This window comes from Isoptericola halotolerans (genome assembly GCF_003003075.1).
Classification (GTDB): Bacteria; Actinomycetota; Actinomycetes; order Actinomycetales; family Cellulomonadaceae; genus Isoptericola; species Isoptericola halotolerans_A.
Genome location: NZ_PVTX01000005.1, coordinates 12,479 through 34,411, shown reverse-complemented (window position 1 = coordinate 34,411; position 21,933 = coordinate 12,479). Strand labels below are relative to the sequence as shown.

Genomic DNA, 21,933 nt, shown 5'->3' with positions numbered 1-21,933 from the left:
TGTTCGGCACCCATGAGTGCCGAACAGGTCACCTCGTGCCGAACGGAGTCGGCTGCCCGGACGGTCAGCCGCGCAGCCGGGCCATCCAGGCCTCGACGTCCTCGGGACGTCGGGGGAGCGCCGCCGACAGGTTCTCGTTGCCGTCCGCGGTCACGAGCACGTCGTCCTCGATCCGCACGCCGATCCCGCGGTACTCCTCCGGCACGGCGAGGTCGTCGGCCTTGAAGTACAGGCCCGGCTCGATGGTGAAGACCATGCCCGGCTCCAGCACCCCGTCGAGGTACATCTCGCGGCGGGCCTGCGCGCAGTCGTGCACGTCCAGCCCGAGGTGGTGCGAGGTGCCGTGCACCATCCAGCGGCGGTGCTGCTGCCCCTCCGGGGTCAGCGCCTCCTCGGCCGTGACGGGCAGCAGGCCCCACTCCTCGAGCCGCGCCGCGATGACCTCCATGGCGGCCGCGTGGACGTCGCGGAACTTCGCCCCGGGCTTCGCGACGGCGAACGCGGCGTCCGCGGCGTCCAGCACGGCGGTGTAGATGCGGCGCTGGACGTCGGTGAACTCCCCGTCCACCGGCAGGGTGCGGGTGACGTCGGCGGTGTACAGCTCGTCGACCTCGACCCCGCCGTCGAGCAGGACCATGTCGCCGGAGCGGACCACGCCGTCGTTGGTGATCCAGTGCAGGGTCGTGGCGTGCTCGCCGGCGGCCGCGATGGTCTCGTACCCCACGGCGTTGCCCTCGAGGCGCGCGTGGGCGTCGAACGTGGTCTCGACGACCCGCTCGCCGCGGCGGTGCCCGACGGCGCGCGGCAGCGCGAGCACCACGGCCTCGAAGCCGTCGATCGTGTGCCCGACGGCGGCGCGCATGAGCTCGATCTCGAGCTCGTCCTTGACCAGGCGCAGCTCGGAGGCGGCCTCGGCGAGCGCCTCGTCGGACGCGTCCTGCTGGGTGCCGGCCTCGGTGCGGATCGCCTCGACGAGCGCCGCGATCTCCTCGTCCGCCTCGGTGATCACCAGCAGCTGCACGCCGTCCTCGCCGACGTCCTTGGCGAGCGCCTCGCGCAGCTCGTCCACGTGCCGCGCCTCGATGCCCGTCAGCGTGGTGACGTCGTCCAGGCTCGGACGGGCGCCGACCCAGAACTCGCCGTAGCGGGCGTCGGCGTAGAACTCCTCGGTGTCACGCGGGGCCAGCGGCCGCACGTACAGCACGGCGTGGTGGTGCGACCCGCTGCCGTCCGCGCCGGGGTCGCCCTCGCCCTCCGCCACCGGGTGCAGCACCAGCACGGCGTCGGGCTCCTGGTCGGTGCCCAGCCCGGTGAGGTGGGCGAACGCCGAGTGGGGACGGAACCGGTAGTCGGTGTCGTTGGAGCGCTGCTTGAGCGGTCCCGCCGGGAGCACCAGACGGGTGCCGGCGAAGCGGGCGGACAACCTGGCGCGCCGCTCGGCGGTGAAGGGTGCCGCGCGGCCCGGCGTGACGCCGAGATCGGGGCGCGGACCCCACTGCGAGGTGATGAAGTCCTTGAACGCCTGCGAGTCGGGGCGGTGGGAACGGTTGCTCCCGCGGTCCTCGACGGCGTCGTCACGGGTCTGGTCGACCGGGGTGGTGTCGCTCATGGGTCCAGTCTCCCACCTGCCGCACGGCAGGTCGAAGGCCGGGTCACCTGCGGGCGAACTCGTGCAGGGCCCGGGTCAGGGTGTGGTTGAACGCTGCGGGCGCCTCGGTGTTGACGTCGTGCCCGGCCTCGGGGACGACGACGAGCGCGCCGCGGGCGGCCGCGGCCAGGTGGCGCGACTCCTCGAGCCGCATGCGGTCGCGGGCGCCGTTGACGAGCCAGACCGGCGCCCGGATGGCACGCAGGCTCGCCACCGACGACCGGCCGGCGAGCCCGGTGAGGGCGTCCGTCACGACGTCCCAGCCGGGCCGGTACGCCGGGTCCGGCACCTCGGTCCCGCCAGGTCGGCCTCGCCCCGCGCCCACCGGTCCGCGCCAGGTCCGGAGCGCGACCCGCCGTGCCGCCGTCGTCCCCGAGACGGCCAGCCGTGCGGCGTCGCGGAACAGGGCCACCGGCTTGCCGCGCGGGTCGGCGGTGCACCCGGCGGCCACCAGGCCGGCGAGCTCGGGTCCGTTGTCGGCGGCCCCTTCCTGGCTGCGGTGGGCGGCCCAGGCCAGCGAGGTGTAGCCGCCCAGGGACAGGCCCACGACGACGACGGGGGTGCCGGGGCGGAAGGAGCGCGCCGCGTGGTCGATCACCTCGAACGCGCGGGGCATGGAGAAGCGTTCGGTGCGTCGTGCTCCGTGGGCGGGCAGGTCGACGGCGACCGCCTCGTGGCCGGCGTGCCGGACGTGGTCGACCTGCGCGTGCCAGATCGCGGACGACGTCCGCATGCCGTGCACGAACACGACCCCCGGTGGCGGCGTCGTGGGCCGCGCGACCGGCGGGTGGGCGTCGCGCTGCATCAGAGCGGTGTGCTGGTCCATACCTTTCGATGGTCGCGCGCGCCTCGGCACCGCTGGCGGACGCGAACGGCGGGGGCCGTGGAGAGGTTGTGCGCATCGCCGTCCGTACACTTGCCGAGTGATCGACCTCCACACGCACTCGCGGGCGTCCGACGGCACGGACACGCCCGGTCAGGTCCTGGAGGCCGCCGCCGCCGCCGGCCTGGCCGTCGTGGCGCTCACCGACCACGACACCACGAGCGGCTGGGCCGACGCCGCCGCCACGGTCGCGCGGACGGGGGTCGCGCTGGTCCGCGGCACCGAGATCTCCACCCGGATCGCGACGCCCGACGGCGGCATCAGCGTCCACCTGCTCGCCTACCTGCACGATCCGGCCCATCCGGCTCTCGTGGCCGAGCTGGCCCGCACCCGCGACGACCGGTTGACCCGGGCCCGCCGGATGACCGACCGGCTGGCGGAGGACTTCCCGCTGACGTGGCAGGACGTCCTCGCCCAGACGCACGACGGCGCCACGGTGGGGCGCCCGCACCTCGCGGACGCGCTGGTCGTGGCAGGTGTCGTCGCCCACCGGGACGAGGCGTTCGCGACGATGCTGCACCCGGGCGCCCCCTACTACGTGCCGCACTACGCCCCGGACACCGCGGACGCGGTCCGGACGGTGCTGGCCGCCGGCGGGGTGCCGGTCATGGCCCACCCGCGGGCCGGGAAACGGGGCCGCGTCGTCGACGAGGAGACGCTGGCGGCGCTCGCGGACGCGGGCCTCGCCGGACTCGAGGTCGACCACCGCGACCACGACGCGGCGGACCGGGCACGGTTGCGGGAGGTCGCCGCCGAGCTGGGTCTGCTGACCACCGGCTCCAGCGACTACCACGGCGCCGGCAAGCGCAACCTGATCGGCGAGAACACCACGGATCCCGCCGTGCTGGCCGAGATCGAGCGGCGGGGGAAGCTGGAGGTGCTGCGGCCGTGAGCCAGGTGATCGACCTGACCCTGTTCACGCAGGCGTTCGTGACGCTCTGGGTGATCATGGATCCCCCGGGCACCATCCCGGTGTTCCTGGCGCTCACGTCCACGATGGGTTCCAAGCAGCGCAGCCGGGCGGCGCTCCAGGCCGTCACGGTCGCGTTCGCCGTGATCGTGGTGTTCGCGCTGTTCGGCCAGCAGCTGCTGCAGTACATGGGCATCTCGCTCGCGGCGCTCCAGGCCTCGGGGGGCCTGCTGCTCCTCATCGTCGCGATGCAGCTCCTCACCGGGAAGTTCGACTCGGGCGAGGCGACGGCAGCGACCCCGGGCGCCAACGTGGCGCTGGTGCCGCTCGGCACGCCGCTCCTGGCCGGGCCCGGTGCCATCGTCGCCACCATGGTGTTCGTCCAGCAGGCCCGCTCGGAGGACGAGGGCGTGCCGGGGATCGTGGCGATCTCGGTCGCCATCGTGCTGGTGCACGTCAGCCTCTACCTGGCGATGCGCTTCGCCGACGTGCTGCACCGCGTCCTGAAGGACTCCGGGGTCACGCTCATCACGCGGATCGCCGGCATCCTGCTCGCAGCGATCGCCGTGCAGCAGATCGCCGACGCCATCATCGAGTTCGTGCAGACGGCATAGCGCTGCGTCAGGCGTCGCGGGGCGCGAGGGTGACGTGGACCGGGGCGTCGGCCACGAGGTTCTCGGCCTGCCGCACCGACTTCTTCATCGGCAGCACGTAGCCGTTCTGCTCCCGGGATGGGAACACCGACGTGCTCCAGGTGGTGGCGCCCACCGTGACGCGTACCCGGATCGAGCCGAAGCCCCGCGGCGGCAGCGGCAGGTCGGCCAGGACGTCCGACGCGTCGGGCGGCACGGTGACGAACCACCACGCGTCGTCCTGCCGGGCGTCCCATCGCCACAACGGCGCGGTGAACATGAGCTCCACGGGTGCGAGGTTACGCCTCGCCGCCGACACCGGCCGGGAGCCTCAGAGGATCCCGAGCGAGGTCCCGGTCGCCTCGATCTGCTCCATGCGGTGGTGGGCGTCCGGGCCGCGCGCGGTGAGCACCCCCGACACGACCGCCTCGACCACGGCCATCGCGGGAGCCATCGTGTCGTAGGGCGAGGACGACCCCGTGTCGCTGGGCAGGACCGCGTCGGCCAGCGACGCGACCGGTGAGAGCCAGGCGTCCGTGAAGAGGACGATCGAGGCCTTCCGGTCGGCGGCGAACTGGGCGAGCGTGAGCGACTCCTGCTCGTACCGCCGGTAGTCGAAGACCACCAGCACGTCGCGGTGGTGGAGGTCGGTGAAGGCGTTGGCCCGCCACTCGGGCCGGTCGGACACGAACTCGACGTCGGGCCGCATCTGCTGCAGGTGCTGCACCAGGTAGAGGCCGAGGAGCCGGCTGAACCGCCCGCCGACCACCAGCACGCGGCGGCCCTCGTGGGCGAGGAGCTCGACGGTGCGTGCGACGTCGCTCGGCGGCAGCCGGTCGAAGGTGTGCTGGACCGCCCGGACGGCAGCCGGCGCGTACCGCGCCAGCGCGTCCTCCGTCCCGGAGGTCGCCGCGACGTCGCGCGTCTCGTACAGCGCCAGCGGCGAGGCGCTGCGGTCGTCGAGGTCTGCGCGCAGCGCCGCCTGGAAGTCGGGGAACCCGGTGAACCCGAGCCGGGCGACGAACCGGACGACGGTCGGTCCGCTCACGCCGGCCCGCGCCGCGAGCACGGCGACCGTCTCGAACCCGGCGGACGGGTACGCCGAGAGGAGCACCCGGCCGACCTTGCGCTCGGCGGGGGTGCAGTCGCCGAGGCCGCGCCGGATCCGGTCCGCCAACCCGGACCGCGGGTGGCTGGTGGTCTCCACCGAGGACTCCTGTCTGTGCGGGTGCCGGGCAGCGTAGCAAGGGGTCGCGGACCCGTCGCCACGCCACCCGGCACCGTCCCGGGATCGGTCAGCGGGTCGCGCGGACCGACACCCGGAGGGACTCGTAGGACGACGCCTGCGACCCGTCGGTGGTGTAGGCGCGGAACCCCGGTCCCTCCACGAGCCCGACCTGGAAGCGCGGGTCCGTCTCGAACGTGGTGCCGGTCGTCCTGCGGTCCTTCGACGAGGCCAGCGCGCGCGCCAGGTCGGACAGCACGAACTCGGTGCCGTCACCGGCGAGCGAGGAGAACACGTCCGTGCGCTGCGCGTCCGTGCCGCGCACCGTCGGGCGCAGCTCCCGGGCAGCCGCCGACGGCGTGACGTCCCGTCGTGCGGCGTCGTACCGGTCGCCGTCGGCCAGCCAGGACCACCGCACGCCGCGGATGCTCCACTCGCCCCGGGAGATGCGGGGACGGGCGTCCCGCAGGTCCAGCAGGTTGACACCGTTCTCGCCGAGGACGGAGAGCTGCTCGTGGTCGGTCCCGGCGTGGTCGACCACCAGCGCCGTGTTCGGGTCGACGCCGAACACCCGCTCCTCGTCGGTGTCGCTCGCCAGGCGGATCGCACGCCCCTGGCGGCCCCACGCGCCGAAGTGCGTGTCGAGCAGCCCCGAGGCGAAGAACCCGAAGCCGCCGCGAGGGAGGTAGCCGAGCTCGGTGGGGTCGTCGAAGTAGCCGGGCGCGCTGCCGTTCGCGAGCGCCTCCCAGCTCTCGCCGCCCGTGACCATGTTCGCCCCGGCCATGATCTGCATGCCGGCGGAGGTCCCCGCGACGACGGCGCCGTCCTCGAAGCGGTCCCGGACGGCGGCGAGCAGCGGGGTGTCCTCCTGCTCGGGGCCCTGCGTCATCAGGGTCACGTAGCGGTACTGGTCGCCCCCGCCGAAGAAGAAGCCGGTGAGCTCGCCGACCTGCTCCACGACGGCCGGGTCGTGCGCGACCTCCGGGTGGTCGAGGTCGAGCGGGATCCAGGTCGTCTCCCCGGCACCGAAGCCCTCGAGGAGGTCGGCGTAGTAGGTGCCGTTGTCGACCGAGTTGTTGCCGTCCTCGGTGCCCGCGTCAGGGTCCTGGGACGCCGGGACGGCCGCGGCGGTGATGATCCCGATCCGGGCGTCGGCACCACCGGCGCGTTCGACGATCTCGCCGTAGACCTCCGCGTTGTCGTCCGCGAGGCTGCCGCCGACGAGGACCAGCTGGCCGCCGTCGCCCGCCTCGGGCTGGGTGGCCCCGGCGGGGCCGGCGAGAAGGAGGGGCACGGCCACGGCCGTGCCCGCGAGGAGGGCGGCCAGACGGGCACCACGTGGTGACGTCGTCATGGGTGTTCCTTTCGTGAGGGCGTTTCCTGCGGGGCGAGGAGCCGGCCGGCGTCGAGGACGAGGCCGGCCAGGAGGGCGATCCGTGCGGGTGCTGTCGCGACGTCGAGCCACTCGGCGGCGCTGTGGTCGCCGCCGCCCACGGGCCCGAGGCCGTCGAGGGTCGGCGTGCCGGTCGCCGCCGCGAAGTTCGCGTCGGACACCCCTCCGGTCAGGGCGCCGTCCACGGCGAGGCCGGTCCGGCGGCCACGGCGCACGGCGAGGTCGAGGAGGCGGCGGGACGCCGGCGTCGGCTCCAGCGGAGGGCACGACCCGCTGCGCTCCGTGGTCCCGGAGACGCCGCCGACGGCCACCGCGTCCACCAGGTCGTCCACCGCCAGCAGGGCCTCGTCGAGGGCGGCGGCCGACGGCGCCCGCACCTCGATCTCGAGGCGCGCGCGGTCGGCGACGACGTTGGGCCGGGTGCCGGCGCGCAGCACACCGACGTTGATCGTCACGCCGGGCCGTGCGGCGGCGGCGTCGCGCACCGACAGCACGAGCGCGGCGGCTGCGGCGGCGGCGTCGATCCCGCGCTCGGGCTCGATGCCGGCGTGCGCAGCCCGCCCCCTGAGCTCCACCGTGACGTCGCACGCCCCCTTGCGACCGAGGACGAGGTCGCCGTTCTCCCGGGCGCACTCCAGCCCGAGGACGACGTCGGCCTCCCGGGCCAGCGCTGTCAGCAGGCTCACCGTCTGGGGCGACCCCACCTCCTCGTCGGGGCTGAGCAGCAGGACGACCTCGCCGTCGTGCGGGCCGGGCAGGTCGGCCAGCAGACGCATGGCGTGGATGCCGGCGAGCACGCCGCCCTTGTCGTCGCTCACGCCGGGGCCATTCAGCCGGTCCCCGTCGCGGACGGCCGGCCGGGCGGCGGCGGTGCCGTCGGGGTAGACGGTGTCCGTGTGGCCGACGAGCAGGACCGTCCCGGGGCCGGGCACGGGGAGCCGCGCGACGAGGGCCGGGCCCACCGGCGGGCCCGTGCGGTGGACCTCGACGATCTCCGTGCGGGCCCCGAACGACCGGAGGCGGTCGGCGCACCACGTGGCCGCACGGCGCGTGCCGGCCGGGTTCCACGTCCCGGAGTCGAACGACGTGAGCTCGACGAGGTCCGCGACGAAGCCTTCCGCGGCCTCCCGGGCGCGTCCGAGCAGGTCCGTGGCGTCGTCCGTGCCGAGGACGCCGGCAGGGCCGGGCGCCGTCACAGCACCCTCGCCAGGAAGGACTGCGTGCGCTCGTGCTGCGGGTCGTCGAGGACCTGGCGGGGCGGGCCGGTCTCGACGATGACGCCGTCGGCCATGAAGGCGGCCACGTCGGCGACCTCGCGGGCGAACCCGACCTCGTGCGTCACGACCAGCATCGTCATGCCGTCCCGGGCGAGGTCGCGCATGACGTCCAGGACCTCCCCGACGAGCTCGGGGTCCAGGGCCGAGGTCGGCTCGTCGAACAGCAGCAGCCGCGGTTCCATGGCGAGCGCGCGGGCGATGGCCACCCGCTGCTGCTGACCGCCGGACAGCTGCGACGGGTAGGCGGAGGCGCGGTCGGCGAGTCCCACCCGGTCGAGGAGCTCGCGCCCTCGCTCGAGCACCTGGGCGCGGGAGCGCCGACGGACCACGACGGGCCCCTCGACGACGTTCTCCAGAGCCGTCCGGTGCGGGAACAGGTTGAACCGCTGGAAGACCATGCCGATCTCGGCGCGCCGACGGGCGATCCTGCGCTCGGTCAGCTCGTAGAGCTTGCCGTGGCGCAGCTCGTAGCCGACGTCCTGGCCGTCCACGAGCAGGCGGCCGCCGTCGATGCGCTCCAGGTGGTTGACGCAGCGCAGGAACGTCGACTTCCCGGAGCCCGACGGTCCGAGCAGGCAGACGACCTGGCCCGGGTGGACCTCGAGGTCGATGCCCCGCAGCACGGTGTTGGTGCCGAAGGACTTGGTGACGCCACGGGCGTCGATGACCGGGGCGGGGGGTGCGGAGCTCATCGGCGGGCCTTCCAGGTCTCGAGGGCACGGGCGAAGGGTCGCCGGGCCACCGCGCTGCCTGCGACGCCACGACCGAACCGCTGCTCGAGCCGGCGCTGGGGGATGGTGAACAGGGTCGTCAGGACGAGGAACCAGATGCTCGCCACGATCAGCAGGGGGATCACCTTGAAGTTCTGGGCGTAGACGGCCTGCAGGTTGGACAGCAGGTCCTGCCCCGCGATCACCGACACGAGCGCGGTGGTCTTGAGCATGGTGAGGGTCTCGTTGCCCATGGGCGGGACGATGACCCGCATGGCCTGCGGCAGGACGACCCTGCGCAGGGTCTGCGCGGGGGTCATGCCGAGCGACTTCGCCGCCTCGGTCTGGCCGTGGTCGACCGCCTGGATGCCGGCCCGGACGATCTCGGAGCCGTAGGCGATCTCGTTGAGCCCGAGCGCCAGCAGCGCCGCGACGGTGGCCGGGATCAGGGTCGAGGTCTGTGCCGAGTACAGCACGACGTCGGTGAACGGGATGCCGAGGGTGATCGTGGGGACGAACGCACCGAGGAAGCCCCAGAAGATGATCTGGATGAGGATCGGCGTGCCCCGGAAGACCCACACGTAGAGCCCGGCGACGGTGCGCAGCACCGGGTTGGCGGACAGCCGCATGACGGCGACGACGACGCCGCCGACGATCCCGATCGCCATGCCGGCGAAGGTGAGCCAGAGGGTCACGACGAGCCCGCGGAACGTCAGGGGTGCGAACAGGTACTCGCCGACGGTCGGCCAGTCCAGGTTCGGGTTGCCGGCGACGTTCACGAGGAACGAGGCGGTCAGGACGAGCACGATCAGCCCGGCGACGAAGCGCCCGCGGTGCCGCAGGGGGACGACGGGCAGGGCCGGGTCGGCCGGGTCGGCCGTGACGCCGGGAGCAGGGGTCATGGTCGAGCTCATGTCAGGACTCGGCGCCGTTGATGGTGGCCTCGTCGACGGCGATGCCGGTGAGGCCGTACTTGTCGAGGATCACCTCGTAGGTGCCGTCGTCGATGAGGGACTGCAGCGCGACCTGGATCGCCTCGGCCAGCTCGGGCGTCGTGTTGGACACCCCGATGCCGTTGGGGGTGGCGCCGTAGCCGTTGGGTGCCGCCGGGTCGTCGATGCTGTCGAACGTGGCGCCGTCGCCGGCGGTCTTGGCGACGTAGCCCGCGGCCGGCTTCGTGAGGAGCGACGCCACGACGGCGCCGCTGCTGATGGCGAGCTGGGCGTCGGAGTCCTTGGGGTACTGCTTGAGGTCGACGGGCTCCGCACCCAGGTCCTCGCACTCGGCCGCCCAGCTCTCGACGAGGTCGACCTGCTGGGTCCCGCTCTGGACCCCGACGGGCAGCCCGCACAGGTCGGTGTAGGTCTCGATGCCCTCCGGGTTGCCGTCCGCGACGAGCATCCCGGTGCCGGACGCGGAGTAGTCGACGAACGTCAGCGCACCCTGGCGCTCGACCGTGTCCGTCATCGCCGAGATGGTGATGTCGTACTTGCCGGCCTGGATCGCCGGGATGATGCCGTCGAACTTCTGCGCCTCGAAGGCGAACTCCAGGCCCAGCACGGCGCCGATCGCCTGGCCGAGGTCGTAGTCGAGACCGGTGATCACGTCGGAGCCCTCGTCCTCGTACATCTCGAACGGCGGGTACGGCACGTCGGTCGCGACCCGGACGGTTCCGCTGTCGAGGAAGGTCTCGGGCACCAGTGCCCGGGCCTCCGGGTCGACGGCGATCTCGACGCCGACCACCTCGCGGGCCTCGGGGGTGGTGGTCCCTGCCGCGGGTTCCGCCGTCGTGGCGGCGGTCGAGCAGCCGGCGGTCAGGGCGGTGAGGGCCACCGCTACGGCGGCGATCGTGCGGCGGGCGGGGGGAGTGCTGTGCATGGTGGCTGCTCCTCGTCGAGTGGACCTGGTGTAACGCAAGTTACATAGGCTGGCCATGCACGTCTAGATGTAACACGTATAAGTAACATGTTCGTGACGTCGCGGTCATCAGGTCCCCGCACGACGAAGGGCCCGGACCAGTCGGTCCGGGCCCTTCGGCCACCTGGGCGTCAGGCGGGTGCGCGGCACGCCGCGTCGCCGGTGCGGAGACTACGCGCCGTCAGCCGACGTGGAGCCGTTGCTGGTGCGGCGGCGCCGCCGACGACGGCGCTGTCCCTCGCCGGAGCCCTCGCCGGCCGCAGGCTTGTCGTCCGGCCGTGCCGCGCCGTCGGACCGCTGGCCGTCCGAGCGCTGGCCCTCCGACCGGCGAGCCTCACCGGAACGGCCGCCACGTCCCTGCGATCCACGGCCCTGACCGCCGCGTCCGCCGTCGCGCCCGCCCTGGCCACCGCGGCCCTGACCGCCGCGTCCGCCGTCGCGCCCGCCCGCCGTGCGCTTGCCGGTCTCCCCGAGGTCCTCGAGCTCCTCCGCGTCGAGTCCGCCGAGCTTCTGGGCGCCCTTCGGCAGCCGGCCCTTGGTCCCCTCGGGGATGCCGAGGTCGCTGAACAGGTGCGGCGAGGACGAGTAGGTCTCCACCGGCTCGGGGTGGCCGAGGTCCAGCGTGCGGTCGATCATCTGCCACCGCGGGACGTCGTCCCAGTCGACGAAGGTGATCGCGGTGCCCTTGTTGCCCGCGCGACCGGTGCGGCCGATGCGGTGCAGGTAGGTGCGCTCGTCCTCGGGGCACTGGTAGTTGACCACGTGCGTCACGTCCGTGACGTCGATGCCGCGGGCCGCGACGTCGGTCGCGACGAGCACGTCGATGTTGCCGTGCCGCAGCGCCCGCAGGGCCTGCTCACGGGCGCCCTGGCCGAGGTCGCCGTGGATCGCGCCGGCGGCGAACCCGCGGGTGCGCAGCTCGTCGGACACCTTGGCCGCGGTGCGCTTGGTGCGGGCGAACACGATGGTGCGGCCGCGACCCTCCGCCTGGAGGATGCGGGCCAGCACCTCGACCTTGTCCAGGGCGTGCGCGCGGTAGACCACCTGGCGCGTGTTCTTGACCGTCGCGCCCTCGTCGTCCGGGTCGGCCGCACGGATGTGCGTCGGCTGGGACATGTAGCGACGGGCCATGGAGACGACGGGACCGGGCATGGTCGCGGAGAAGAGCATGGTGTGGCGCACGGCGGGCGTGCGGGACAGGATCTTCTCGACGTCGGGCAGGAACCCGAGGTCGAGCATCTCGTCCGCCTCGTCGAGCACCACGGTCGCGGCGCGGGTGAGGTTGAGGTGTCCCTGGTTGAGCAGGTCGACCATGCGGCCGGGCGTGCCCACCACGACCTCGACGCCGGTGTTCAGGGTCTCGATCTGCGGCTCGTACGCGCGGCCGCCGTAGATCTGCACGATCCGCACGTTGCGGTGCTTCGACGCGGTCTCCAGGTCGCGGGCCACCTGCGAGGCGAGCTCGCGGGTCGGCGCGACGACGAGGGCCTGCGGCTTGCCCGGCGCGGGGAGCTCGTCGAACCCGGGCTCGCCCGGCGCGACCACGCGGTGCAGGAGCGGCACGCCGAACCCGAGGGTCTTGCCCGTACCGGTCTTGGCCTGGCCGATGATGTCGTGGCCCTGGAGCGCGACCGGGAGGGTCATGGCCTGGATGGGGAACGGGTGCGTGATGCCGGAGTCGCTGAGCGCGCGGACGATCTCCTCGCGCACGCCGAAGTCGGCGAAGCTGACGTCCTGGGCCTGGATGGCCGAGGCCGACGAGTAGTCGACGTCGGCGGGCGGCTGGTCGCCGGCCGGGGCCCCTGCGGCGCCGTCCGGGGTGATGTCTGTGGTGGTCACGTGATGCCTTCGCTTGTCGTCGGCGCGACGGACCGCGAGGGCTGCCCAGAGGGCCTGCCGCGGGTCGCACGCTGCGCCGAGGTGGTCGGCAGCCGATCGCGGAAGTACATCGCGCGGTGAGCGCGGCGGGTCAGCATCGAGACGACCGGGCAACCGAAGTACCACACCATCGTATCGGAACGCACACCGACCGGCGGGAGGCGTCGGTCACGTCGCCGCCTATCCTGGTTCGGTGATGAGCCCCCGCACCGCCGCCGGCGTCGACCCCACCGTCCCCGCACCGGTCGTCGAGCTCGTGGGGCTCGCCGCCTACACCGAGCTCGCGGAGTTCGGCCTGCTGGCGGCGCGCTCCGTGGACGCGCCGGACCTCGCGACCCGGCAGGCGCTGGCCGACGGCGCCGACCGGGCGCTCGCACGGCAGCGCGCGCTGTTCGCGCTCGTGAGCGCCGACGACGGCGTCGTGCCCGGCGTGGTGGGCGCCACCGTCATGGCGCCCTTCGAGGACGCGCTCGCCGACTTCGACGCGCGGACGGACACGGACGACTGGGCCGAGGGTCTCCTCAAGGGGGTCGTCGGCCACGGCGTCGCGCAGGACTTCTGCCGCATCCTGGCGGGCGGCCTCGACGGTTCGAGCGGCCGGGCGGTGCGCAAGGTCCTCGAGCGGCCCGCGCCGGGTCCGGAGGCGGGGGCCGACGCCGGGGCGGACGCCGAGGCGATCTGGCTGCTGGCCCGCATGGCGGCGGCTGACGAGGTGCTCGCCTCGCGGCTCGCGCTGTGGGGCCGGCGCGTCGTCGGCGAGGCGCTCGGCGTCGTGACCGCGCTGCTCGGCCGGCGACCGCAGCTGGTCGTGCTGGCCGCGGAGGCGGCCACCCGGCTGGGTGCGGAGCTGCCGGCAGGCCGGGACACCGCGAGCTCGGACACGGAGGTCGCGGTGCGGTCCTGGCTGGTCGCGCGGCTCACGGGGGAGCACACGCGCCGGATGGACCGCATGCGGCTCGCCGCGTAGCGCGACGACCCCGACGACGGCGGCCCGGCGGTCGCCGGGCCGCCAGGACCAGGGACCGCCGGGCCGCCGTCGTGCTGCGCCGGTCGGGGCTCGACGCCTCAGAGGCTCCCGAAGCCGACCGGGCGCTGCTCGCCGCTGCCGATCTCGACGTATCCGATGGTGGCCGACGGCACGATGATCAGCCGGCCCTTGGCGTCCTTGAGCTCGAGCGCGGGAGCCCCGTCGAGTGCCTTGCGGACCGCCTTGGCGACGTCCTCGGCGGTCTGGTCGGTCTCGACGACCAGCTCGCGGCTCAGGTTCTGCACACCGATCGTGATCTCCACGTTGACTCCTTCGCGCGTGGCGCCGCGGCCTGCGGCACCGGATGGACGGGCTGCCACGATCCTATGCACGGCCGCGGCTCCGGGTGGCATCGTCCGCGCAGGGTGAACGCACAGGTGACGGAGCATGTCGGTGGCTCGTGGTCGAATCGCACCCGTGACAGCCACCGCGACCGTCCGCCTCGTGCCGCCGGCCCCTGCGCAGACCGCCGGGGCCGCCGTCGTGCTGGACGAGTCGCAGGAGACGGCGGTGGCGACGGCGCTCCGCGGACCGGCGACGCTGGTGGTGGGTGCTCCGGGGTCCGGCAAGACGACGGTGGCCCGGGAGGTCGCCGTGCGGGCGATCGCGTCCGGCACCGACCCGTCGCGCGTCCTCGTCCTCGCTGCCACGCGCCGGTCGGCCGCTCGGCTCCGTGACGAGGTCGCCGCCGGTGCCGGGCGGACGATCGGCGCACCGATGGTGCGCACGGCCGCCTCGGCGGCGTTCTCGGTGCTGCGCACGCGCGCGGCTGCCCTCGGCGAGCCGCCACCCACGCTGGTCTCCGGCCCCGAGCAGGACCTCGTGCTCGCGGAGCTCCTGGCGGGTCACCTGGCCGGTGAGGGGACGCCGCTTCCGCTGCCGGACGGGTTGCCCGAGGAGTCGCTCGGTCTGCGCGGGCTGCGCCAGGAGCTGCGTGACCTGCTGATGCGCGCCGCCGAGCGTGGCCTGGCCCCCGTCGACCTGGACGAGCTCGGCCGCCGCCACGAGCGCCCCGAGTGGCGCCTGGCCGCTCGCCTCTACGAGGAGTACCTCGACGTCACCGCGCTGCGGCTGGGCACGCCCGACGCGGGGGCACGCTACGACCCGGCCGTCGTGGTCGACGAAGCCGCCCACGCGCTGGCCACGTGGGACGTGCCCGGCGCTGCCGCACCGACGTGGGACCTGGTGGTCGTGGACGACCACCAGGAGTCGACGGTCGCGACGGCGCGGCTGCTCGGGGCGATGCACGACGCCGGGGCGCGGCTGGTGCTCCTCGCCGACCCCGACGCGGCGGTGCAGGGATTCCGTGGTGCGGCCCCGGCGCTGGTCGGCCGCGCCGCCGCCCGCCCCGGCGAGACCGGCGCGTTCGACGCCCGCACCGTCGTGCTGCAGACGGCCTGGCGCCAGCCGGAGCGGCTGCGCGAGGTCACGCGGGCGATCACGTCGCGCGTCGCCACGGTGTCGGGAGCGTTGCACCGCGGCGCAGCACCCCGGCCGGACGGCGACCCGTCCGCCGTCGAGGCCCGTGGGGCCCGGGCCGAGGTCGCCGTCCTCGCGGGCACCGCCCAGGAGGCGGCCTACATCGCCCGTGAGCTGCGAGCCGAGCACCTGCTGCACGGCACGCCCTGGGAACGCATGGCGGTGCTCGCACGCAGCGGCGACCGGCTCGCCGCGCTGCGCCGTGACCTCGTCGCCGCCTCGGTCCCGGTGGCCCTCCTCGGCTCGGACGTGCCGCTGCGCGACGAGCCCGCCGTCGTCCCCCTGCTCGCGGCCCTGCGGGTCTGCGCAGCCCCGAGCGGGCTCGACCGGATGCTGGCCGAGCTGCCGGACGGCGACCGCCCGGCGGCGGAACCGATGCCGGGCCTGGACGCCGAGACCGCGGCGCTGCTGCTCACGTCGCCGATCGGTGGTCTCGACGCGGTGTCCCTGCGCCGGTTGCGCCGTGCCCTGCGCGCCGAGGAGCTGTCCGGCGGCGGTGGGCGGTCCTCGGACGCGCTGCTCGTCGAGGTCCTGGCCGACCCGGCACGGGCGGCGACGCTGCCGTCCACCGTCCGCCGCGGCCCGGTCGCGGTCGCGCGGGTGCTGGCCGCGGGTCGCGAGGCGGCGGACGTCGCCGGCGCGACGGCGCAGACGGTGCTCTGGTCCGTCTGGGAAGCGACCGGCCTGGCCGAACGGTGGCGTGACCTGGCGCTGGCCGGCGGGCCGGCAGGCGTGCGGGCGGACCGCGACCTCGACGCCGTGCTCGCGCTCTTCCGCGCGGCCGAGACGTACGTCGAGCGTATGCCGGGCGCGTCGGTGGCGGCCTTCGTGGACTACCTCGCCTCGCAAGACCTCCCCGCCGACTCCCTCGCCGCCGCGGCCAGCGGCGCTCGCGCCGTCGAGGCGCTCACGCCGGCCGGCGCCGCCGGGCGCGAGTGGGAGGTGGTGGTGGTGGCCGGTGTCCAGGACGGCGTCTGGCCCGACCTGCGGCTGCGCGACTCGCTGCTCGGGTCGCAGGCCCTGGTCGAGCTGCTCGCAGGCCGCGCGCAGGACGCTCACGGCGTCGGCAAGGAGGCCCGGGCCCAGGTGCTCGCGGACGAGCTGCGGGCGTTCGCCGTCGCCGTGTCCCGGCCGAGCCGCCGGCTGCTCGTCACGGCCGTCGAGGACGCCGAGGACAGCCCGTCGGTCTTCTGCGACCTCGTCTCGCCCCGCGACGACGACGCCGCCGAGGGGCCAGACCCGCGACGGGTCCCGGTCGGGCCTCCGCTCGACCTCCGCGGCGTCGTGGCCGCCGCGCGCGCGGAGCTGGTGCGGTCCGCGACGGCGCTCCTCGCCGGCCCGCGAGGAGCGTCGGTCGGCGTGCCGCCGCGATCGGACGATCGAACGGCCGACGGCGGGACGGACGCGCGCTCCGGGACCGCCGCCGCGCTGCTGGCGCGGCTCGCCGAGGCCGGCGTGCCGGAGGCCGATCCCCGCACCTGGTACGGCGTGGCGGAAACCTCCAGCGAGGCGCCGCTGTGGGGACCGCAGGACGAGGTCGTCGTCTCGCCGTCCAAGGTCGACACGGTCACCACCTGTGCGCTGCGGTGGGCCTTCGAGTCGGCCGGCGGGACGGCGCCCGACGCCACCCACCAGACGCTCGGGACGCTCGTGCACAGCATCGCGGAGGAGCACCCGGAGGGCTCGCTGAGCGTGCTGCGGGCCGAGCTCGACCGCCGGTGGCCCGAGCTCGCCCTGCCGGAGGGCTGGCCCAGCCGTCAGCTGCGCCGTCGCGCCGAGGAGATGGTCGCTCGCCTGGCCGACTACTACCAGGACGCCGGGGAGCCGGTGCTCGTGGAGCCGGCCTTCGACCTGACGCTCGGCCGGGCCCGGCTGCGCGGCAAGATCGACCGGGTCGAGGCCGACGGCGAGGACGCGGTGACCGTCGCGGACCTCAAGACCGGCCGGACCGCGCCGTCGAAGGACAAGGCGGCGGAGAACCCGCAGCTCGGCGCCTATCAGCTCGCGGTGGAGGGCGGAGCGCTCGACCTGCCGGAGGGCACGCGCAGCGCCGGCGCACGACTCGTGTTCGTCGGCACCCCGACCAAGGGTCCGTCGGTGCGCGGGCAGGGCGCCCTGGAGCCCGGAGCGGACGGTTCGAGCTGGGCACGGTCGCTCGTCGAGCAGGCCGCGGACAGGATGGCGGCCTCGGCCTTCGTCGCGCGGGAGAACGACCTGTGCGGCATGTGCCCCGTGCGGCGCAGCTGCCCCGTGCAGGCTGAAGGACGGAGCGTGATCTCGTGACCACCCCGCAGGCGCCGGAACCGGCGCGCGGCACCGGGGACCCGGGCGACGTCGAGCACGGCGCGGACCTGCTCGGCGGCGTCGACTGGGCGGCGCTCGGGAACGAGGCGCGCAGCCTCCGGCTCGGGTTCCCGGAGCTCGACGAGCCGGGCACCGACCGTGGCACGGCGGGTGACGCCGTCGCGGGCGCGGCGCGGCCACGGCTCTCGGCGCGCGACATCGCGGACCTGCTCGGCCGGCCGGCCCCCACGGACGAGCAGGTCGCGGTCATCGAGGCTCCGCTCGAGCCGGTGCTCGTCGTCGCCGGCGCCGGGTCGGGCAAGACGGAGACGATGGCGGCACGCGTCGTCTGGCTCATCGCCAACGAGCTGGTGGAGCCCGAGGAGGTCCTCGGGCTGACGTTCACCCGCAAGGCCGCCGGGGAGCTCTCCTCGCGCGTGCAGTCGAGGCTCGGGCAGCTCGCGCGCGCCCAGGGCCGGTCGGCGGGCGACCTGGACCTGCTGTCCCGCCCCACCGTGGCGACCTACAACGCGTACGCGGCCTCGCTGGTCGCGGACCACGGGCTGCGCCTCGGCGTCGAACCCGGTTCCCGGCTGCTGGGCGAGGCCAACCAGTGGCAGCTCGCGGCAGAGGTCGTGGAGTCGTGGGACGGCGACCTCGGCACCGACAAGGCCGTGAGCACCGTCGTCGGTGCGGTGCTGTCCCTGTCCGGAGCCCTCGGCGAGCACCTGCTGGACGTCGACGCGGCCCGTGCGGCGCTGGACGACGTCGTCGAACGCCTCGACGAGCTGCCGCTCGGACCGAAGCAGCGCGCCCGCACCAAGGACGTCGACCAGCTCGTCGGCTCGGTGGCCGAACGGTCGAGGCTGCTCGGGCTCGTCGCCGAGTACCGGCGCCGGAAGCGGCACAGCGACTCCCTCGACTTCGGCGACCAGGTGTCGCTCGCCGCCGAGCTGGCCCGCACCGTCCCCGCCGTCGGTGCCGCGGAACGCGCCCGGTACCGCGTGGTGCTGCTCGACGAGTACCAGGACACGTCGTTCGCCCAGGTCGAGCTGCTCGCCGGGCTGTTCAGCGCGGGCCACGCCGTGACCGCCGTCGGGGACCCGCACCAGTCGATCTACGGCTGGCGTGGTGCCTCGGCGTCGGGGTTGTCCCGGTTCCCCGAGCGGTTCCGCCACGCCGACGGCGCGGCTGCGGCCGTGCGCTACCTCAGCACGTCGTGGCGCAACGACGCCGCGGTGCTGGCCGCGGCCAACATCGCCTCGGCACCGCTGCGCGAGGTGGCGGGCGCGACGACGGCGGTCCAGGTGCCGCCGCTCGACCTGCGTCCGGGCGCGGGGAGCGGGTCGGTGACGGCGCACGTGGCCACCACGCTGGAGGAGGAGGCGGAGGCCGTCGCGGACTTCGTGGCGGCCCGGTGGCGGCGTGCCACCCGGCCCGACGCCGCGGACCGGGTCACCGCCGCGGTGCTGTGCCGCGCCCGCTCCCAGTTCGCCGCCCTGGAGACGGCGCTGCGCCGGCGCGGGCTGCCGGTGGAGGTCGTCGGCCTCGGCGGGCTCCTCACGACGCCCGAGGTGGTGGACGTCGTCGCGCTGCTCGAGGCGGTGCACGACCCCTCCCGCGGCGACTCGCTGCTGAGGCTGCTCACCGGCCCGCGGGTCAACCTCGGTGCCGCCGACCTCCACGCCCTCGGCTCGTGGGCGGCCGACCTCGCACGGCGCGACGCACCCCGCCCTCGGTCTGCCGCCGACACCGCAGCCCCCGCGGACGAGCCGGACCTCGACGAGGAGCAGGCGCCGGTGGTCGAGGGCGACGTCGTCGACCACCGGTCGATCGTCGACGCGCTCGACGACCTGCCCCAGCCGGGCCGTCCCGCCCGGGACGGCCGGGTCCTCACACCCGACGGGCGCACCCGGCTGACGGCGCTCGCCCGGCTGCTCCGCGAGCTGCGGTCGCTGACGTACCTCTCGCTGCCTGAGCTGGTGGTCGCCGCCGAGCGTGCGCTGGGCCTGGACGTCGAGGTGACGACCGCCGAGATCCTGGCCGGCGCCGTCGCCACCGGACCGGGCGGGGCGCCCGCCGCCGAGGGGATCAGCCGTCGGGGGCGCGAGCACCTCGACGCCTTCCGTGACGTCGCCGCGAGCTTCGCCCAGTCCGCCGACGTCGCGACGCTCGGCGCGTTCCTCGCCTGGCTGGGCGTCGCCGACGACCAGGAGCGCGGGCTCGACATGCCCGTCCGCGAGCCCGACCCCGACGCGGTCCAGGTCATCACGGCGCACGCCGCCAAGGGCCTGGAGTGGGACGTGGTCGCCGTGCCAGGACTGGTCGACGGGGTCTTCCCCACGCAGGCGGAGACGTCGAAGGGCCGCACGAGCAGCGGCTGGCTCACCGGCCTCGGCGAGCTGCCGTACCACCTGCGCGGGGACGCCCACGACCTGCCGGTCTTCCGGTTCGACGCCGCCACCGACACCAAGGACCTGGTCGCCCGACGCGACGAGTTCCGGCTCGACTGCGGAGCGCACCAGCTCGCGGAGGAGCGCCGCCTGGCCTACGTGGCGTTCACGCGTGCGCGCCGCGAGCTCCTCTGCACCGCGCACTGGTGGGGCACGGGCTCCCGGCCGCGGCGCGTCTCTCCGTTCCTCACGGAGCTCGCGGAGGCCGGGCTCGTCGACCCCGCCGGCTGGGTGCCGGCACCCGACGCCGAGACCTCCAACCCGCGCGACGACCACGACCGGACGGACGTCTGGCCCGCACAGCAACCGGACCCGGCGAGCGCCGAGAGTGGCGCCGCGGGTGCCGCGCCGAGCCCGCGTGACATCCTGCGCGAGACCGCTGCCCGGGTGCACGAGGCGGTCCGTGCGGGCACGGTCCCGCCCGACGGTGTCCTGCTCGACGGCGCCGAGCACGACCTCGTCGAGCTGGCCGCGATCCTGCTGGCCGAGCGCGGTGAGCGCGACGAGCCGACGGTCGAGATGCCCGCGCACGTCTCGGCGTCCGGGCTGGTCCGGCTCGCTCGGGACCGCGAGGCGTTCGCCCGGCAGCTACGCCGCCCGGTCCCGAGCGAGCCGACCGTGCACGCGCGTCGCGGCACCCTGTTCCACGCCTGGGTCGAGCAGTTCTACTCGTCGGCCTCGCTCATGGACGTCGAGGACCTGCCGGGTGCGGACGAGCTCGACGTCGCGACCGACCTGGCGCTGTCGGACCTGCGCGCCCGGTTCGAGCAGACCCCGTGGGCCGGCCTGACGCCGGTGGCGATCGAGCAGGACGTCGAGACGCCCATCGGTGGCGTGATGGTGCGCTCCCGCATGGATGCCGTCTTCGTCGATCCCGACGTGCCGCCGCCCGCACCCGGCGAGCCGCTCGCCGTCGTCGTCGTCGACTGGAAGACGGGCCGCGAGCCGCGCGACCCGGACGACCGCGCCCAGCGCGAGGTGCAGCTCGCCGCGTACCGGCTCGCCTGGGCCCGCTGGACGGGCCTGCCCGTGGAGAAGGTGAGCGCTGCGTTCGTGTACGTGGCCTCCGGGACGACGGTGCGGCCCGCCGAGCTGCTCGACGAGGCGGGGCTGGAGGCGCTCGTCAGGGGCGCATAGGCCGCGGCGCGCCCTGACCCAGACGGTGCACTCACGCCTGAGGCTGCGGTTCAGGCGGGGGTGTCCTCGCGGGTCGCTTCGTCCAGGTCCGCCAGCATCGACTCGGCGTCGGCGACGACCTCGGGGAGCCGACGCCGCACGCCGTGCATGAGCCATCGCGCGAGCGCCAGCTCGCTCACCAGCAGCGCGCGGTCCACGAGGCGTGGGTCGGTGAGCTCGGTCCGCCGGAGCTGATAGGCCTCCATGATCGCGTCCACGCACTCCGGCGGGGCGGCGGCGAGCAGCCAGGCGAGGTCGTCCGCGGGGTCCGCGACCCGGGCGTCGGACCAGCCGCTGATGCTGGTCACCCGGTTGCCCGAGACGAGCACCTGGTCCGGGGCGAGATCGCCGTGCACCACCACGGGCTGGAACCGCCACAGGCTCACGTCCTCCAGCGCCGTCTCCCAGCGGCGCAGCAGGTCGCGGGGGACGCGCCGGGTCGCGGCGGCCTCGTCGAGCTCCACGAGCCGGCGCTCGCGGTACTCGGCGGAGGTGTAGGACGGCAGGCCGCACGCCTCGACGACGGCGGCGGGCAGCTCGTGGACCGCCGCGAGGGTCCGCCCGAGGTCGGCCGCCAGACCGGGCCCGGGCCGCAGCGCCGAGATGTCCAGGGGTGCACCGCCCAGCCGTTCGTGGACGACGGCACGCCCACCCTCGGGCAGCAGGGCCGAGCCGGCGAGCCGCGGGACGGTGAACGGCAGCACACCGGCGTCGACGTAGAGGTGGAGCGACTCCAGCAGCTCGATCTCGGCCTCGAGAGCGGCACCGGCCAGCGCGGTGGTCGGCGCCCGCACCATCCACTCCTCGCCGGAACCCGTCGTGACGACCGCGACGTCGTAGTCACCGGGCACGTCCTCGCGCCGCACGGTCCGGGCGTCGAGGCCGGGGACGGCGGCCGTCGACAACGCGGCGAGGGCGAGCTGGCTGCGGGGCACGTGCCCACCGTAGTGCGGCCGCGGGCCCCTGCCGCGCTGCGTCGCCGGGCGTGTCCGGCGGCCCGCCCGCACTCGACGGACCGGCGCCGCCGGAGAAGAGGTGACGT

17 protein-coding genes are annotated in these 21,933 nt (G+C 74.9%); 5 read left to right on the top strand and 12 right to left on the bottom strand.

Annotated features, from left to right (window positions below):
* Positions 1 to 64 precede the first annotated feature (64 nt).
* Entirely contained in the window at positions 65 to 1,609 is a 1,545-nt protein-coding gene (locus BCL65_RS08380; RefSeq protein ID WP_106267022.1) for an aminopeptidase P family protein, read from the bottom strand.
* Between the two features lie 43 nt (positions 1,610 to 1,652).
* Positions 1,653 to 2,474 carry an alpha/beta fold hydrolase gene (locus BCL65_RS08375; RefSeq protein WP_243400948.1) on the bottom strand — a complete coding sequence of 274 codons (822 nt, stop codon included), beginning with the start codon at positions 2,472 to 2,474 and terminating at the stop codon, positions 1,653 to 1,655.
* Between the two features lie 97 nt (positions 2,475 to 2,571).
* Between BCL65_RS08375 and BCL65_RS08370 the strand changes: the two genes are divergently transcribed.
* A complete protein-coding gene (locus BCL65_RS08370) occupies positions 2,572 to 3,423 on the top strand; it encodes a PHP domain-containing protein (RefSeq protein WP_106267020.1) in 852 nt (283 codons plus the stop codon).
* Positions 3,420 to 4,055, top strand: coding sequence for a MarC family protein (locus tag BCL65_RS08365; protein ID WP_106267018.1), 636 nt, complete (start codon positions 3,420 to 3,422; stop codon positions 4,053 to 4,055). Before BCL65_RS08370 ends, BCL65_RS08365 begins: the two co-directional genes overlap by 4 nt.
* 7 nt (positions 4,056 to 4,062) lie before the next feature.
* Here the strand turns inward: BCL65_RS08365 and BCL65_RS08360 are convergent, their stop codons facing one another.
* The 8 genes from BCL65_RS08360 to BCL65_RS08325 form a co-directional block, all read right to left on the bottom strand.
* The gene (locus BCL65_RS08360; protein ID WP_374956678.1) at positions 4,063 to 4,353 is read right to left on the bottom strand and encodes a DUF1905 domain-containing protein; all 291 of its coding nucleotides are present in this window, start codon (positions 4,351 to 4,353) and stop codon (positions 4,063 to 4,065) included.
* A gap of 51 nt (positions 4,354 to 4,404) precedes the next feature.
* Entirely contained in the window at positions 4,405 to 5,280 is an 876-nt protein-coding gene (locus BCL65_RS08355) for a MurR/RpiR family transcriptional regulator (protein ID WP_181340727.1), read from the bottom strand.
* 88 nt (positions 5,281 to 5,368) lie between these two features.
* Positions 5,369 to 6,652, bottom strand: a complete 1,284-nt coding sequence (locus BCL65_RS17795; RefSeq protein WP_125206516.1) for a cyanophycinase — start codon at positions 6,650 to 6,652, stop codon at positions 5,369 to 5,371.
* Entirely contained in the window at positions 6,649 to 7,887 is a 1,239-nt protein-coding gene (locus BCL65_RS08345) for a M20/M25/M40 family metallo-hydrolase (protein ID WP_106267014.1), read from the bottom strand. Before BCL65_RS08345 ends, BCL65_RS17795 begins: the two co-directional genes overlap by 4 nt.
* On the bottom strand, positions 7,884 to 8,660 hold the full coding sequence (locus BCL65_RS08340) for an amino acid ABC transporter ATP-binding protein (protein WP_106267012.1): 777 nt from the start codon (positions 8,658 to 8,660) through the stop codon (positions 7,884 to 7,886). The genes BCL65_RS08345 and BCL65_RS08340 overlap by 4 nt, the downstream gene beginning before the upstream one ends.
* A complete protein-coding gene (locus tag BCL65_RS08335) occupies positions 8,657 to 9,592 on the bottom strand; it encodes an amino acid ABC transporter permease (RefSeq protein WP_106267010.1) in 936 nt (311 codons plus the stop codon). Before BCL65_RS08335 ends, BCL65_RS08340 begins: the two co-directional genes overlap by 4 nt.
* A gap of 1 nt (position 9,593) precedes the next feature.
* Entirely contained in the window at positions 9,594 to 10,556 is a 963-nt protein-coding gene (locus BCL65_RS08330; RefSeq protein WP_106267008.1) for an ABC transporter substrate-binding protein, read from the bottom strand.
* Positions 10,557 to 10,766: 210 nt separating this feature from the next.
* Positions 10,767 to 12,434: a DEAD/DEAH box helicase gene (locus BCL65_RS08325; RefSeq protein WP_106267006.1), complete on the bottom strand. Its 1,668-nt coding sequence runs from the start codon at positions 12,432 to 12,434 to the stop codon at positions 10,767 to 10,769.
* A gap of 235 nt (positions 12,435 to 12,669) precedes the next feature.
* On the opposite strand from BCL65_RS08325, the gene BCL65_RS08315 reads away from it, so the two are divergent.
* Entirely contained in the window at positions 12,670 to 13,440 is a 771-nt protein-coding gene (locus BCL65_RS08315) for a ferritin-like fold-containing protein (RefSeq protein ID WP_106267002.1), read from the top strand.
* 98 nt (positions 13,441 to 13,538) lie between these two features.
* Here the strand turns inward: BCL65_RS08315 and BCL65_RS08310 are convergent, their stop codons facing one another.
* Complete coding sequence (locus BCL65_RS08310) at positions 13,539 to 13,763, bottom strand: DUF3107 domain-containing protein (protein WP_106267000.1); 225 nt, start codon at positions 13,761 to 13,763, stop codon at positions 13,539 to 13,541.
* A 154-nt stretch (positions 13,764 to 13,917) separates the two neighbouring features.
* Here BCL65_RS08310 and BCL65_RS08305 point away from each other — a divergent pair, with 154 nt between their 5' ends.
* The gene (locus BCL65_RS08305) at positions 13,918 to 17,262 is read left to right on the top strand and encodes an ATP-dependent helicase (protein WP_258176907.1); all 3,345 of its coding nucleotides are present in this window, start codon (positions 13,918 to 13,920) and stop codon (positions 17,260 to 17,262) included.
* Positions 17,259 to 20,852: an ATP-dependent DNA helicase gene (locus BCL65_RS08300; RefSeq protein WP_374956675.1), complete on the top strand. Its 3,594-nt coding sequence runs from the start codon at positions 17,259 to 17,261 to the stop codon at positions 20,850 to 20,852. The genes BCL65_RS08305 and BCL65_RS08300 overlap by 4 nt, the downstream gene beginning before the upstream one ends.
* Before the next feature lie 50 nt (positions 20,853 to 20,902).
* Here the strand turns inward: BCL65_RS08300 and BCL65_RS08295 are convergent, their stop codons facing one another.
* A complete protein-coding gene (locus BCL65_RS08295; RefSeq protein ID WP_106266997.1) occupies positions 20,903 to 21,826 on the bottom strand; it encodes a phosphotransferase in 924 nt (307 codons plus the stop codon).
* Positions 21,827 to 21,933: the final 107 nt, after the last annotated feature.

Excerpts from the sequence above, each read along its gene's own strand:
- BCL65_RS08380 (WP_106267022.1), bottom strand. The coding sequence starts at position 1,609 with ATGAGCGACACCACCCCGGTCGACCAGACCCGTGACGACGCCGTCGAG.
- BCL65_RS08375 (WP_243400948.1), bottom strand. The coding sequence starts at position 2,474 with ATGGACCAGCACACCGCTCTGATGCAGCGCGACGCCCACCCGCCGGTC.
- BCL65_RS08360 (WP_374956678.1), bottom strand. The coding sequence starts at position 4,353 with ATGTTCACCGCGCCGTTGTGGCGATGGGACGCCCGGCAGGACGACGCG.
- BCL65_RS17795 (WP_125206516.1), bottom strand. The coding sequence starts at position 6,652 with ATGACGACGTCACCACGTGGTGCCCGTCTGGCCGCCCTCCTCGCGGGC.
- BCL65_RS08340 (WP_106267012.1), bottom strand. The coding sequence starts at position 8,660 with ATGAGCTCCGCACCCCCCGCCCCGGTCATCGACGCCCGTGGCGTCACC.
- BCL65_RS08335 (WP_106267010.1), bottom strand. The coding sequence starts at position 9,592 with ATGAGCTCGACCATGACCCCTGCTCCCGGCGTCACGGCCGACCCGGCC.
- BCL65_RS08330 (WP_106267008.1), bottom strand. The coding sequence starts at position 10,556 with ATGCACAGCACTCCCCCCGCCCGCCGCACGATCGCCGCCGTAGCGGTG.
- BCL65_RS08315 (WP_106267002.1), top strand. The coding sequence starts at position 12,670 with ATGAGCCCCCGCACCGCCGCCGGCGTCGACCCCACCGTCCCCGCACCG.